This is a genomic window from Burkholderia sp. 10_S31 (genome assembly GCF_056930375.1).
Map to the genome: position 1 here is coordinate 3,197,586 of NZ_JBXOWK010000003.1, position 14,772 is coordinate 3,212,357.

Genomic DNA, 14,772 nt, shown 5'->3' on the forward strand with positions numbered 1-14,772 from the left:
AACCACCATGACCCAAGCCCAGACCGCCGCCGTGCAACCCGACGCGATCCCCGTGGCCGCTCCGGCGCCGCAGCGCTGGCGCGTTGCCGACGTCGTCGCGCTGTTCGAGCTGCCGTTCAACGACCTGATGTTCCGCGCGCAGCAGGTGCATCGCGAGCATTTCGACGCGAACGCGGTGCAGCTGTCGACGCTGCTGTCGATCAAGACGGGCGGCTGCGAGGAGGATTGCGGCTACTGCTCGCAGTCGTCGCACCATGAAACGGGCCTGAAGGCCGAGAAGCTGATGGACGTCGACGCGGTGCTCGACGCGGCGCGCGCGGCGAAGGCGAACGGCGCGAGCCGCTTCTGCATGGGCGCCGCATGGCGCAACCCGAAGGAGCGCCACATGCCGGCGCTGACCGAGATGGTGCGCGGCGTGAAGGAGCTGGGCCTCGAGACCTGCATGACGCTCGGCATGCTCGAGGACGAGCAGGCGCAGCAACTCGCCACTGCGGGCCTCGACTACTACAACCACAACCTCGACACGTCGCCGGAGTTCTACGGCCAGGTGATCTCGACGCGCACGTACCAGGATCGTCTCGACACGCTCGACCGCGTGCGCGATGCGGGCATCAACGTGTGCTGCGGCGGCATCATCGGGATGGGCGAATCGCGCCGCGAACGCGCGGGCCTGATCTCGCAGCTCGCGAACCTGAACCCGTATCCGGAATCGGTCCCGATCAACAACCTCGTCGCGATCGAAGGCACGCCGCTCGAAGGCACCGCGCCGCTCGACCCGTTCGAGTTCGTGCGCACGATCGCGGTCGCGCGCATCACGATGCCGAAGGCCGTCGTGCGCCTGTCGGCCGGCCGCGAGCAGCTCGACGACGCAATGCAGGCAATGTGCTTCCTCGCAGGCGCGAACTCGATGTTCTACGGCGACCAGCTGCTGACGACGAGCAACCCGCAAACGCAGCGCGACCGCGCACTGTTCGAGCGCCTCGGCATCCGCGCGAGCCAGGCCGACGCACTGGCGGAGAACGCGTAAGCGGCGCTATCGCACTCAGCGTGCAAACGAAAAAGCCGGGGCGTGCCCCGGCTTTTTTTCGCCCGATCGTCTGCGCCGGGTTGCGCTGCGCGTTGCGAATCGCGATCTTCCCGGCGCGCCAGCACACGCCGCCGAGCCCATCGATCGCGTCCGCGCCGGCGCGCGGCTGCTTCAGCGTGCGCGTCACACGTGCGCCGCCGCGCCGTCGAGCGCCGCGCGCACGCGCTCGACGCGCGGTCCGTCGACGGGTGCCAGCACCTCGCCGCGCGGCCGCACACCCGAGCCGAAATGCACCGCGCGCACGCCAGTCGCGCGAACGAAATCGCCGACCGCATCGATCGTGAGCCCCGAGCCGGCCAGCACCGTGCAGGTCGAGCCGGCCGCCTGCCGCACCAGCCGCGTGATCGTCGCGACGGCGTCGAGCACCGACGGATGGCCGCCCGACGTCAGCACCGACGTGACGGCCGGCACGCGCAGCAGCGCGTCGAACGCGGCGTTGAGGTCGCGCGACACGTCGAACGCGCGATGGAACGTCAGGTCGCGCCCGCCCGCGGCGGCGGCGATGCGCTCGAGCGCGGCGAGATCGACGTCGCCGCGCGCATCGAGTGCCCCGAACACGACACCGTTCGCACCGGCCGCGACGGCCGCGCGCACGTCGCGCTCGATCACGCGCAGGTCGTCGGCGTCGTAGACGAACGAGCGGCTGTGTGGGCGCACGATCACGTTGACCGGAATCGGCACGGCGGCCACGACGGCCTCGATCAGGCCGGCGCTCGGCGTGAGCCCGCCTTCGGTGATCGCGGTCACGAGCTCGAGGCGGTCGGCGCCCGCGCGGGCGGCGGCCTTCGCGTCGCCGACGGTCGTGGCGATCACCTCGAGGAGGACGGAGGATGCGGCGGTTCGGTTCATCGGCGGCTCGCGAATCGTCAGGACAATTCGCGCATCCTAGTCGAGCGCCGTGAACGGCGCCAGCACGACGCCCGCGCTATGCGCCGTCGGCCTCCTCGTCCGTCCAGTCGATATCGCCGCACAGCACGTGCTGCGCATCGCCGATGCGCACGGCCACCGACAGCGTCACGCACGGCTGCGCCTCGTTGATCGACAGGTATGGGCGCGTCACCTGCACGCGCCCGGGCTCGGCGATCGCCGTGCGGAAATACGGCCGGCGCAGCCAGTTCGCGCCCTGCGCATCCGACAGCGGCGAGAAGCGCGCCTCGGCGAGCGCGCGGTCCGCCCGCAGCACGACGTTGCGGCCCGCCTGGCGGCCCCGCGCGTCGAGCAGGAAGCAGCGCGCGGCGGCGTCGAGCGCGAGGAAATTCCAGCACACCTCGTCGAGCGGCTCGCCGGCCGCCAGCCGCTCGGCCGCGCGCTCGAACGCACGCAGGTACGGGGCGAGCCGCTGCGTGTCGCGCCGCTCGCGCGCTTCGGTCTGCTCACGAAAGCGTTCGGTCAGCTCGCCGATGCAGCCGGTCGCCGTCGCGCTGTCGGGCAGCCCGGGCGCCGGCCGGCCGAAGAAATAGCCCTGCACGAAATCGGCCTCGCACGACAGCGCGATCTGCGCGTCGTGCTCGGTCTCGATCCCTTCGACGAGCACGAGCTTGCCGGCCTCGTGCAGCAGCGTGACGAGCCCGTGAAGGATCGCGGTGAGCCCCGTGCGGTGCGCCGCGTGGGACAGCATGATCCGGTCGAGCTTCACGATGTCCGGGTTCAGCTGCCAGATCCGCTCGAGATTCGAGTGGCCGGCACCGAAATCGTCGAGCGCGATCAGGAAGCCCTGCGCGCGGAATTCCCGCACGGCGTCGGCGAGCCGCTCGACGTCGTCGGCGCGCTGTTCGAGCACTTCGAGCACGATGCGGCGCGGCGGCATGCCGATCCGCTTCAGGTTCGCGAGCAGCGCGGCGGCCTGGAACGGATCGGTGAGCACGCCCGGATGCACGTTGAGGAACAGCCACTCGCGCTCGGCGCCGAGCAACGCGAAGTTCTCGAGATGCAGCGCCTGCGCGAGCCGGTCGAGCTGCAGCAGCTCGCCCCGGCGCGCGGCCTCGCCGAACACGTCGAGCGGCGACACCGCGCGGTCGAGCGCGTCATGCGCGCGCAACAGCGCCTCGTAGCCCACCGCACGCTGGTGCGACAGGCTGAAGATCGGCTGGAATACGGTCGTGAGCGTCAGGTCGCGGTGCCGCGTCACCAGGCGTTCGAGGCCGGAGCTCATCTCCCGCTCGAAACGATACGGCGACGCGGTGGCCGGGCGCTCCTGCTGCACGATCGTCATGGCTCCCTCCTGGTGGTGCGGCCGAACGCGGCGGGTGTTCGGGATGGCGCGCGCAATGTCATGTTCGAATCCTCGGATGTCCGGCCAGTGCCGGACGGTACGCAAGCATCAAGCAAGCTCCGTGCAAGGGCTGAACACCTGCGCCGCGCCAACGTGCAGCACCGCCGCACCAGCGTGGCGCAGACACCACGCACCGTTTGCGTGCATACGCACCGGCGCACTCGAGCGCAGCCGTCGCGCCGTCACGCTAAACTCCGGACGATCGTTTCATTCTCCACAATTGCCGTATCGATGGAAATCGTCTTCACAGTCCTGATCCTGCTGCTCGCCGTCGCGCTGTCCGGCGCGGTCACGCGCCTGCTGCCGTTGCGGCTTCCGCTGCCGCTCATGCAGATCGCGTTCGGCGCGATGCTCGCGTGGCCGAAGCTGAACCTGCACGTCACGTTCGATCCCGAAATCTTCATGCTGCTGTTCATTCCGCCGCTGCTGTTCGCGGACGGCTGGCGGATTCCGAAACGCGAGCTGTACCTGCAGCGCCGCGCGATCCTGATGCTCGCGTTCGGACTCGTGTTCATGACGGTACTCGCGGTCGGTTACTTCGCGCACTGGCTGATACCCGAGTTGCCGCTGCCCATCGCGTTCGCGCTCGCGGCCGTGCTGTCGCCCACCGACGCGGTCGCGCTGTCGGGCATCGCCGGCCGTGGCAGGATTCCGCCGCAGCTGATGCACATCCTCGAAGGCGAGGCGCTGATGAACGACGCGTCGGGCCTCGTCGCGCTGAAATTCGCGGTCGCGGCTGCGCTCACGGGCATGTTCTCGCTGCGCGACGCGTCGATCACGTTCGTGATCGTCGCCGCCGGCGGGCTGGCGACGGGCGCGATCGTGGCGTGGCTGTTCAGCGCGCTGTCGACGCGCTTCCTGAATGCCGAGCAGGAAGGCGATCCGGCTCCCGGCATCGTGATGACGCTGCTCGTGCCGTTCGCCGCCTATCTGTTCGCCGAGCACCTCGACCTGTCGGGCGTGCTCGCGGCCGTGTCGGCCGGGATGATGATGAACTACACGAGCTTCTCCCGCAAAAGCACCGTCGCATCGCGCGTGCGGGCCGAAAGCACGTGGGCGCTGATCGAGTTCGTGTTCAACGGCATGGTGTTCATCATGCTCGGGCTGCAGCTGCCGCACATCATCGGCCGCGCGCTGGTCGACGCACACCGCACGAGCGACGCGCTCGTCGGCCGGATGATCTTCAACGTATGCGCGATGATGCTCGCGCTGTATGCGATCCGCTTCCTGTGGGTCTGGCTGCTGCGCCGGATCGCGAGCCGCCGCGCCGCGCGCCACGGCCTCGCGGGCACGATGGCCGGCGTGCGCACGATCGCGGTGATGACGGTGGGCGGCGTGCGCGGCGCGGTCACGCTCGCGGGCGTGCTGTCGATCCCCGTCGCGCTGTCCGACGGCGCGCCGCTGCCCGGGCGCGACACCGCGATCTTCGTCGCATCGGCGGTGATTCTCGGTTCGCTGGTCGTCGCGGTGATCGGCCTGCCGCTGCTGCTGCGCGGCGTGCGCTCGACGCGCAACCCGCTCGCCGACGAGGAGCGCACCGCGCGCGCGGCCGCCGCGCAGGCCGCGATCCGCGCGATCGACTCGTCGCACGACGCGATCTCGGCCGATCTCGACGAATCGGGCGCCGCACGCTGCGCGGACATCTCCGCGCGCGTGATGGACCATTATCGCCGCCGCCTCGCCGCGCTCGCCGAGGACGGCCCGACGCCGCGCGCGCAAGCGAAGCAGACCGAAACGATGGAACTGCAGATGCGGATCGCGGCGGTGCGCGCGGAACGTTCGGTGCTCTATCGGCTGCGCAGCGAAAGCAGGATTTCCGACGAGACGCTGACGAAGCTGATCCGCGAGATCGACCTGTCGGAAACGGCGCTGTCGACGCGCAAGAAAGGGATCATCTGAGCGGCTGCGCCGCGCTGCGATGGCACGGCTTCCCGATGAAAAAACGGCGACGCGCGGGCGTCGCCGTTTTCACATCCGCGCGTGTTCGCGTTACTTCGCGACGACGACCGGAATGCCCTTCAGCATCCCCGCGCCCTTCATCTCGTCGAGCGCGTGCTGCACGGCCGCGCTCGTCGCCGCGTCGATGCCGAGTTGCAGCGCGAGCTCGCGTTCCGCACGCTTCACGCCCGCGAGGTTGCGCACCTTCACGTGACCGAAGCCGCGCACGCGGGCGTGCAGGTCGGCCAGCTGCGTGACCTGCGCAGCATTGCCGGCGGTCGTCGCCGCGAGCGCGCGCGTGAGCGTCGTCTCGTAGTCGTCCGCGAGCGCGCGCTCCATCCTGCGCTCGGCCGTGCGGCCGAACGGATCGAGCCACGTGCCGCGCAGGCTGCGCACGCGCGCGAGCGTGCCGAGCACCGGCCACATCCACTGGCCGAACACGCGCTTCTTCGGCGCGCCGCCATCGCTGCCAGCCTTCGCGACCGTCGGCGGCGCAAGGTTGAACTTCACGCGATAGTCCTGCCCCGGCACGCCTTCGAACTGCGCTTCGAGCGCCGTGCGGAACGCGCCGTCCGCATACAGCCGCGCCACCTCGTATTCGTCCTTCACCGCGAGCAGCCGGTAGAACGTCGTCGCGACCGCGCGTGTCAGCGCATCGTCGCCCTTCGCGCGCGCCGCGTTCACCAGCGCCCGGTAGCGCTCGACGTAGCGCGCGCCGCCGTATGCGTCGAGCCGCGTTTCGCGATCGGCGACGAGTTCGGCGAGCGTCTGCGGCGCGACCGGCGCGGCCGCCGTATGGCGTGCGTTCCACAATGCATCGAGGCCCGCCGCGTCGCCGGCCGCCATCCGGCCGATCGCGAACGCGAGCTTGTTCATCGGCACCGCGACGTTGTTCAGCTCGATCGCGCGCATCATCGCGGCGTGCGACACCGGCACGAGGCCAAGCTGCCACGCGTAGCCGAGCATCAGGATGTTCGCGCCGATCGAGTCGCCGAGGAATTTCGCGGCGAGCGCCTGCGCGTCGCAGCTCGACAGGTAGCCGTCGCCGGCCGCGTGATGCATCTTCTCGAGCAGCGCATCCGCGTGCAGGTCCGCGTCGGGGTTCTGCACGAACGACGCGTTCGGGATCCGGTGCGTATTGACGACGATGCGCGTACGCTCGTGACGCACCGTCTGCAGTGCCTCGGCGCTGGCGCCGACGACCATGTCGCACGCGAGCAGCACGTCGGCCTGCTGCGTGTCGATGCGCACCTGGTTCAGCCACCGGTCGCTCGACGCGATCCGCACGAACGACAGCACCGAGCCGCCCTTCTGCGCAAAGCCCATGAAGTCGAGCACCGACGCACTCTTGCCTTCGAGGTGCGCGGCCATGCTGATCAGCGCGCCAACCGTCACGACGCCCGTGCCACCGACACCCGTCACGAGCATGTCGTACGGCGCCGCGTCGAGATGCGTCGCCGGCACCGGCAGCGCGTCGACGCGCACGGCGAGCGCCGCCTCGTCGAATGCCGCGCCCGCGGCCTTCTTCAGCGCCGCGCCTTCGACCGTCACGAAGCTCGGGCAGAAGCCGTTCACGCACGAGTAGTCCTTGTTGCACGACGACTGGTCGATGCGGCGCTTGCGGCCGAGCGGCGTTTCGAGCGGCTCGACCGACAGGCAGTTCGACTGCACGCCGCAGTCGCCGCAGCCTTCGCACACCGCGTCGTTGATGAACAGGCGCTTGTCCGGGTCGGGGAACTCGCCCTTCTTGCGGCGGCGGCGCTTCTCGGCCGCACAGGTCTGGTCGTAGATCAGCACGGTGACACCCGGCGTCTCGCGCAGCTCGCGCTGCACCGTGTCGAGTTCGCTGCGGTGATGGAACGTCGTGCCGGGCGGGAACTGCCCGTGATGGCCTTCGTACTTCTCCGGTTCGTCGGACACCACGACGAAGCGCGACACGCCTTCCGCCTCGACCTGCCGCGCGATCTGCGGCACCGAGATGCTGCCGTCGACCGGCTGGCCGCCCGTCATCGCGACCGCATCGTTGTAGAGGATCTTGTACGTGATGTTCGTCTTCGCGGCGACCGCCTGGCGGATCGCGAGGATGCCCGAGTGGAAGTAGGTGCCGTCGCCGAGGTTCTGGAACACGTGCTTCGTGTTGGTGAACATCGCGTGCGCGGCCCAATCGACGCCCTCGCCGCCCATCTGGATCAGGCCCGTCGTATCGCGCTCCATCCACGACGCCATGAAGTGGCAGCCGATGCCGGCCTGCGCGATCGAGCCTTCCGGCACCTTCGTCGACGTGTTGTGCGGGCAGCCCGAGCAGAAGTACGGCGTGCGCTTCACCGCGTCGGCTTCGTTCGACAGGATTTGCGGCGCGACGAGATCGACGACGCGTTCGCGGCGATCGAGTGCCGGCTTGTGCCGCGCAAGCCATTCGGCGAACACCGGCAGGATCCGCGACGGGCGCAGTTCGCCGAGCTCGGACAGCAGGCACGCGCCCGCCGCATCGTGCTTGCCGAGCACGCGCGGGCGCGCGCCGTCCGCGCGGTTGTACAGGTAGTCCTTGATCTGCTGCTCGATGACGGAGCCCTTCTCCTCGATCACGAGCACTTCCGCCAGCCCGTCGACGAAGGTCTCGATGCGTGTCATCTCGAGCGGGTACGACAGGCCGACCTTGTAGATCCGTATGCCGGCCGCATCGAGATCGGCGACCGTCAGGTCGAGACGGCGCAGCGCTTCCATCAGGTCCAGGTGCGCCTTGCCGCAGGTGACGATCCCGACGTTCGCCTGCGCGCTCGGCGCGATCCACTTGTCGATGCTGTTGGTGCGCGCGAAATGGCGCACCGCGTCGAGCTTCGCGGCGAGGCGCGCCTCGATCGTGAGGCTCGGCAGGTCGGGCCAGCGATTGTGCAGGCCGCCCGCCGGCGGCGTGAAACCTGCCGGCGCCGGCCATTGCGTCTGCAGCGCGTCGAGGTCGACGGTCGAGCCCGACTCGACGGTCTCCGAGATCGCCTTGAAGCCGACCCATGCGCCCGAGTAGCGCGACAGCGCCCAGCCGTACAGGCCGAACTCGAGCATGTCCGCGATGTTCGACGGGTTCACGACCGGCATGTGCCACGCGATCATCGCGAAGTCGCTCTGATGCGGCATCGAAGACGACACGCAGCCATGGTCGTCGCCCGCTACCACCAGCACGCCGCCGTGCGGCGACGAACCGTACGCGTTGCCGTGCTTCAGCGCGTCGCCGGCGCGGTCGACGCCGGGACCCTTGCCGTACCACATCGCGTACACGCCATCGACGGTGCGTTCGGGGTCGGCTTCCACGCGCTGCGTGCCGAGCACCGCGGTGCCGCCGAGTTCCTCGTTGATCGCGGGCAGGAAGCGCACGCTGCTGCCGTCGAGCAGTTTCTTCGCCTTCCACAGCTGCTGGTCGACCATGCCGAGCGGCGAGCCGCGGTAGCCGCTGACGAAGCCGGCGGTGTTGAGCCCCTGCGCGGTGTCGGACGCGCGCTGCATCAGCAGCAGGCGGACCAGCGCCTGCGTGCCGGTCAGGAAGATCCGGCCGCGCGTGGCGGTCAGGTTGTCGGTCAGGCGGTAGTCGGATAGAGCGGGCGTGCCGTCGACGGGCAGGCGGGCGGTCATGGGGATGTCTCCTGATTGTGCTGTTCTGGGCCGCGCACCGAGGCGTCGGGCGACGCCGGCCGGGCGTTCGGCTGGATGGCTCTATTTTTTCGCGGGGAGACGAGAAAGTTTTTTCTCATCTTGCTCGGGCGGCCTCGGAGCGAGAAAAACTGCGCAGGTTTCGGGCTGGAATTGAGAGAGTTTTCGCGCGAGGTGTTGCGCGGCGGTTGGACGTGTGTCGGGATGGGTCGGTGAGGTGCCTCGAAATGGCGGGGATGGGCAGGAGGCGAGCCGCGGGCGCGGCCGCAGGCGCTCGCCGCCCGTGCGACAAGGGTTTGGGCCGGGGAACGGGCGCGTGCTCACCTTTCGGATGCACAGCGTTGGGATTGGTCGCGAGCGCGGGATGTCCACAATGCCGGGGGCTGCGGGCAGAGCCTGCAGGTGCGCTCACCGTTCGATTGCACAGGGTTTCGAGTTGCGTCGGGCGCCGGATGTCCACACTGCAATCGGTCCGCAGTTCCAGCGGATTCCGACATTCACCATCGAAATCCACAGCGCGAAGAGTCGGTGTCGGCAGAAGATATCCACACCGTCGGATCCCTGCCTCGTCGATGCGACGTGCGCACTCACCTTTCCGATGCACAGGATTGCAAGTCGATCGGGCGGCACGATATCCACATCTCGGTCGCCCCGCCTCGCAACGTTCCGGCGCGCTGGCACGGGTGTGGATATCGCCACCCGCGGACACGCGAAACCCTGTGAGTTTCGACGGCGAGCATCGGCACGCGACCCAACAAGGACGCCGATTCGGGTGTGGACAGATCGATCAGCGACGACTCGAAACGCTGTGAATTTCGATGGTGAGCGACGGCACGACGATCAAGCGAGGGCGCCGATTCGGGGGCGAATCCCCCGACCGACGACGACGCAAAACACTGTGAATGCCAACGGTGAGCAACGGCAAGACGATCGAGCGAGGGCATCGATTCGGGTGTGGACAGCTCGATCCATGGCCACTCGAAACGCTGTGAAATTCGACGGTGAGCGTGGGCGTGATATTGCCCGAAGGCGCCGATTCGGCGTGAACAGCGGCGCCCGCAACCCCTCGGCGACCCGCGCATCCTGATTCGCGCAGACGCGGCCGATCCTCATGCACGCGCCCTCACCGCTGGAATACACAGCACGTCGATTGGTTTCGTTGACCGGATATCCACATCGGAGCGTGGGCTCGAATGGAACGCGCAATCGCGAGTGCGGTTAGAATGCGCGACCCTCGAAACCGTGTCGACGATCGGAAACGGGCGCGCGAGCCGACACATGGGCCGAGCGGCCGCCGACGCTCACCATTGAAATACACAGCGATTCGAGTGAATTCGGCGACAAGATATCCACACCGCGATACGCTTGCGGCTCTATCGCCGATTCGCGCATGCCGTTAGAATGCGCGGCGCCGCGAATCGTGCACGATGCCCGGAAGTCCGCACCAGGCAAGCCTCACGGGCAATCGGCCGCCGACGCTCACCCTTCGAAAGCACAGCATTTTTCGTCGTTGGGAGTGGCGGTTGTCCACACGCTGCATCGCGCATGCGGCCGCATGTGGTCGCTCTCACCGGTGAAAGGCACAGCGTGTCGAGTGATTTGGGGCCGGGATATCCACAACCGGCGCCGCGCGGAAGTTCGCCGCCGGCGCATCGGCAACGCCGGCTCAAGCACCTGCCCGCGACCGGTGTCGAATGCCGGGAAGCCCCGTGGATTCAGCCTCCGGCCGCACACTCACCGTTCGCATACACAGTGTTTCGAGTGGGCGGACGGGCCGGTTGTCCACATTCACTCCGCCACGGGAGACACCCGCAAGCACCGTCACTCGGCAATCGACCGGATGATCCGCGCCGGGTTTCCGCCAACCAGCGTATCCGGCGGAACGTCGTGTGTCACGACGGAACCCGCGCCGATGACCGCGTTCTCGCCGACCGTCACGCCACCGATGATCGTCGCGCCCGCGCCGATCCACACATTGCTCCCGATCGCGATCGGCCGGCCGACGACGAAGTCGCGTCGGCGGGACGGCTCGACCGGATGGCCCGACGTGATGAGGCTGACGTTCGGCCCGATCATGACGTCATCGCCAATGTCGAGGCCGCCGAGGTCATGGAACGTGCAGTTCTGGTTGACGAACACGTTGCGGCCGATCCGCGTATCGGCGCCGCCCGTCGCATAGAACGGCGGGATCAGCAGGAAGCCGTCGTCCATCGGCCTGCCGACCAGTTCTCCGAACAATGCCCGGACTTCGTCCGCGTCGTCGAACGTCAGACGGTTGAGCCGGGCGATGATTGCCATCGCCCGCTTGAGCTCGGCGCGCATCGCGGCCGATTCCGGCGTGCGCCGGGGAATGATCGTGGTGCGATCGTCGTGCGCCATTCGTTGCTGTTCTCCGTGTGCGATCGAACCGCCATGCAACGCATGACGGCACCGCCCGATTCGCCGCATGCGAATCGCATGGCCTTGAATTCGATCATTCGGGCGACCCGCACGGGCGATCCGATTTTTCGCGTTTCGCGGGCTGCCGACGATCATCGTCCGGGCTCGTGCGGCTGGCCGCCGACACTGCTGCTGCGAAGCAGACAGGACAGTGTAGCCGCGCTCACTTCAGCCGAGCATAGGCACTTCAATTAATAACTAGTTAATCTATAACTAGTTTAATCATGAATTACCGTCGCATCTGGCTTTGCGGGAAATTCTCCGACCATTTCCATCCTGCCGAACGCACGCGTCCCGCCGCGCCGCCATCAAGCCAACTATCCGCCGCTTTCGCCGCGCGCCCCTGTCCGAACCGCTTGCGCTCGGGTACGCTTGAGCATCCACCGAACCGACACGCACACCCATACGCGGAGGCGCGATGAAGCTCTACTACTGGCCGAAAACCCGGGCATTCCGGGCACTGTGGATGCTGGAGGAAATCGGCGCCGTCTACGAGCTCGTGCCGATCGACCTGCGTTCGCACGAACAGGGCAGCGACGCGTTCGTCCAGGTCAATCCGATGGCCAAGCTGCCCGCACTCGACGACGGCAGCGAACCGTTCGCCGAATCCGGCGCCGTGCTGCTCTATCTCGCCGATCGCTGCCCGGGTGCCCGCCTCGGTATCGCACCCGACGATCCGCTTCGCGGCCGCTTCCTGCAATGGATGTTCTTCACGCCCACCTGCCTCGAGCCAGCGATGGCCGAGAAATTCACCGGCGCGTCGGGCAATCCGGTCGCCTTCGGCTGGGGCAACATCACGCGCGTGCAGCGAGCGCTCGCGCAAACGCTCGCCCACAGCCGCTGGCTCGTCGGCGACCGCTTCACCGCGGCCGACCTGCTGCTCGCCAGCACGCTGAAGATCGCGTTCGACGCGCACCTGCTGCCGCACGAAGGCGTGCTCGGCGACTATGTCGCGCGCGCCGAGGACCGCGACGGTCACCGCCGCGCGGTGGCGGTCGAACAACGCGAGGCGGCGCGCCTGCTGCATGCGTGATGCGTGAAGGCGCGGCAGCCGGCCGGGGCGGCCGCGCCCGACGGCCGGCGCCCGTTTGCGCCGTTTGCGCCGTTCGCCACCGTCATGCAGCCGGCCCGGGCGCCTGCACCGCCGTGCTCGGCTCAAGCACCGCACCCGGCGAACCGCGTTCGTCGGTATCGGCATCCACCGGCACGACCTCGTGAAAATGCGTGTAGTCGATGTGCGTGATGCCGCCTTCCTCATGCATCAGGTCGACATAGCGGTGACGCCAGCGGATGTCCGCATGCGTCCACGAGTAGCGCGCCTGCATGACCTGCGCGGTCGTCTCGTCGTAGCCCTCGATCGTGATCAGCAGCGACGCGTCGCGCGCGGCCAGCGATTCGGCCGTCTCGCCGAACAGCGGGCTCGTTTCGTCGATCACGTGCATCAGGTTCCAGCCGAGCAGGAAGATCGGATGCTCGTTGCGCACGAGCGGCAGATCGTGAATCTTGCGCAGCGTATAACCCTCGTGCGTGCCTTCGACGCGCATCAGCCGCAGTTTCACCTGCGCTTCGGCGATCACGTTCTGGCGCGCATTCGCGGCGCGCACCATCAGCGTCATCCGCCCGTTCAGCGGGCGCACGACCGCATGACGTGCGAACAGGATCTTCGCCTGCGGCCGCGAAAACCGCGCGAACACGAGGCCGGTCGCCAGCGCGATGCCCGACATCCCGATGAAGATCTCGAACGTCGCGACGAGGTGCGCGTAGACGGTCTGCGGATGCATGTCGCCGTAGCCGACCGTCGCGAGCGTCTCGACGCTGAAGAAGAACGCACCGGCGAACCCTGCCGGCGACTGGTTCGCGATCGGCGCGTGGCCCAGCAGGTAGAGCGTCGCGAAGCCGCCGTTGAGCAGCAGGAACAGGATCGCGAGCGACAGGAAGAACACGGGCCAGCTCACCGTCAACGCACGGTGATAAAGATCGCGCCAGCCGAGCGGCGGCATTCCGTACGCGATGACGGAGCGGGTGCCCGACCAGATCTTGCGGCCGCGGCGACGGGAGGTTGGGGAGGACGAATCGACGTTCATCGCGCGAGGCCTGAAGCAGGGAGGCGATGAGCGTAGCACGCGAAGGCGGCGGCCGGGAATGCACGGCGATGCGGAGCGAACCGCCGCGTGCGGCGAGAAAAAACCGGCCACATGGGCGGCCGGCCGTGCGGTCATCCCGCCTGCACGCGCGCGGCGTGCGACGTGATTACTTGCGGTCGACGATCACGCGGTCGAACGTGCCGCCGTCGGCGAAGTGGGTTTTCTGCGCGTTCGCCCAACTGCCGAAAACCTGCTCGACGCTGAACGTCTTCAGCGGCTTGAACTCCGCCGCGTGCTTCTTCAGCACGTTCGCATCGCGCGGGCGCAGATGGTGCTGCGCGATGATCTCCTGCGCCTGCGGCGTGTACAGGTAGTCGAGATACGCCTGCGCGACCTTGCGCGTGCCCTTCTTGTCGACGACCCTGGCGACGACGGCGACGGGCGGCTCCGCGAGAATGCTCGCCGACGGGTACACGGCGTCGAATTCCGCGCCCGACGCGCCCGTGTCCATCAGCGCGACTTCGTTCTCGAACGTGACGAGCACGTCGCCGATGCCGCGCTGCGTGAAGGTCGTCGTCGCGCCGCGGCCGCCCGAGTCCAGCACCGGCACGTTGCGGAAGATCGCCTTCTCGAAATCGAGCGCCTGCTGGTCGGTCGCGCCCTTCTGCTTCTGGTAGCCCCACGCGGCGAGATATGCGTAGCGGCCGTTGCCCGACGTCTTCGGGTTCGCGATGATCACCTGCACGCCCGGCTTCGCGAGATCGCTCCAGTCCTTGATCGCCTTCGGATTGCCCTTGCGCACGAGGAACACCATCGTCGTCGAGTACGGCGAGCTGCTGTCGGGAAAGCGCGCGCGCCAGTCCTTCGGCAGCAACTGACCGCGCTCGGCGAGCAGGTCGATGTCGTTCGGCTGGTTCATCGTCACGACGTCGGCCTGCAGCCCCTGCAGCACCGACAGCGCCTGCGCGCTCGACGCGCCGTGCGACTGCTTGATCGTCACGGTTTCGCCGGTCTGCTGCTTGTAGGTGGCGGCGAAGCTCGCGTTGATGTCCTTGTACAGTTCGCGCGTCACGTCGTACGACACGTTCAGGATCGACGTGTCCGCGTGCGCGACCGTTGCCGCCACGACGAGCGCCGCCGCCGCGCCCGTGTGCAGCCAGCGACCGATCCCCTTGATGCTTGCCATCGTGATATGCCCCGTTTCCAGTGGTGGTGAATGTGCGTGACGGCGCGCGTACGCGCTGTCATCGAAACGTAAGCGGGCATTCTAGCGGCCGGGCGCGGCGCGCTTTCCAATCTGTCCTGCAAAG

The 14,772-nt window shown here is 68.1% G+C and carries 9 protein-coding genes; 3 read left to right on the forward strand and 6 right to left on the reverse strand.

The window, feature by feature from the left end; genetic code table 11:
• Window positions 1–7: 7 nt before the first annotated feature.
• Complete coding sequence (gene bioB / locus AC1Z3W_RS35065; RefSeq protein ID WP_124835487.1) at window positions 8–1,027, forward strand: biotin synthase BioB; 1,020 nt, start codon at window positions 8–10, stop codon at window positions 1,025–1,027.
• 183 nt (window positions 1,028–1,210) lie between these two features.
• Here bioB and AC1Z3W_RS35070 read toward each other — a convergent pair whose 3' ends face one another.
• Window positions 1,211–1,936: a copper homeostasis protein CutC gene (locus tag AC1Z3W_RS35070; protein WP_057928589.1), complete on the reverse strand. Its 726-nt coding sequence runs from the start codon at window positions 1,934–1,936 to the stop codon at window positions 1,211–1,213.
• Window positions 1,937–2,012: 76 nt separating this feature from the next.
• Entirely contained in the window at window positions 2,013–3,299 is a 1,287-nt protein-coding gene (locus AC1Z3W_RS35075) for a sensor domain-containing phosphodiesterase (RefSeq protein ID WP_057928590.1), read from the reverse strand.
• A gap of 291 nt (window positions 3,300–3,590) precedes the next feature.
• Between AC1Z3W_RS35075 and AC1Z3W_RS35080 the strand changes: the two genes are divergently transcribed.
• The gene (locus AC1Z3W_RS35080) at window positions 3,591–5,258 is read left to right on the forward strand and encodes a Na+/H+ antiporter (RefSeq protein ID WP_175826170.1); all 1,668 of its coding nucleotides are present in this window, start codon (window positions 3,591–3,593) and stop codon (window positions 5,256–5,258) included.
• Window positions 5,259–5,348: 90 nt separating this feature from the next.
• On the opposite strand, the gene AC1Z3W_RS35085 is transcribed toward AC1Z3W_RS35080, so the two are convergent.
• The gene (locus tag AC1Z3W_RS35085) at window positions 5,349–8,921 is read right to left on the reverse strand and encodes an indolepyruvate ferredoxin oxidoreductase family protein (RefSeq protein WP_483509428.1); all 3,573 of its coding nucleotides are present in this window, start codon (window positions 8,919–8,921) and stop codon (window positions 5,349–5,351) included.
• A 1,839-nt stretch (window positions 8,922–10,760) separates the two neighbouring features.
• Window positions 10,761–11,318, reverse strand: a complete 558-nt coding sequence (locus AC1Z3W_RS35090; RefSeq protein ID WP_124835491.1) for a sugar O-acetyltransferase — start codon at window positions 11,316–11,318, stop codon at window positions 10,761–10,763.
• Between the two features lie 478 nt (window positions 11,319–11,796).
• On the opposite strand from AC1Z3W_RS35090, the gene AC1Z3W_RS35095 reads away from it, so the two are divergent.
• Window positions 11,797–12,411 (forward strand): glutathione S-transferase family protein, encoded by a 615-nt coding sequence (locus AC1Z3W_RS35095; protein ID WP_057928595.1) that lies wholly within the window; start codon window positions 11,797–11,799, stop codon window positions 12,409–12,411.
• A gap of 82 nt (window positions 12,412–12,493) precedes the next feature.
• Here AC1Z3W_RS35095 and AC1Z3W_RS35100 read toward each other — a convergent pair whose 3' ends face one another.
• On the reverse strand, window positions 12,494–13,462 hold the full coding sequence (locus AC1Z3W_RS35100) for an ion channel (RefSeq protein ID WP_483509429.1): 969 nt from the start codon (window positions 13,460–13,462) through the stop codon (window positions 12,494–12,496).
• Between the two features lie 166 nt (window positions 13,463–13,628).
• Window positions 13,629–14,648: a sulfate ABC transporter substrate-binding protein gene (locus AC1Z3W_RS35105; RefSeq protein ID WP_483509430.1), complete on the reverse strand. Its 1,020-nt coding sequence runs from the start codon at window positions 14,646–14,648 to the stop codon at window positions 13,629–13,631.
• Window positions 14,649–14,772: the final 124 nt, after the last annotated feature.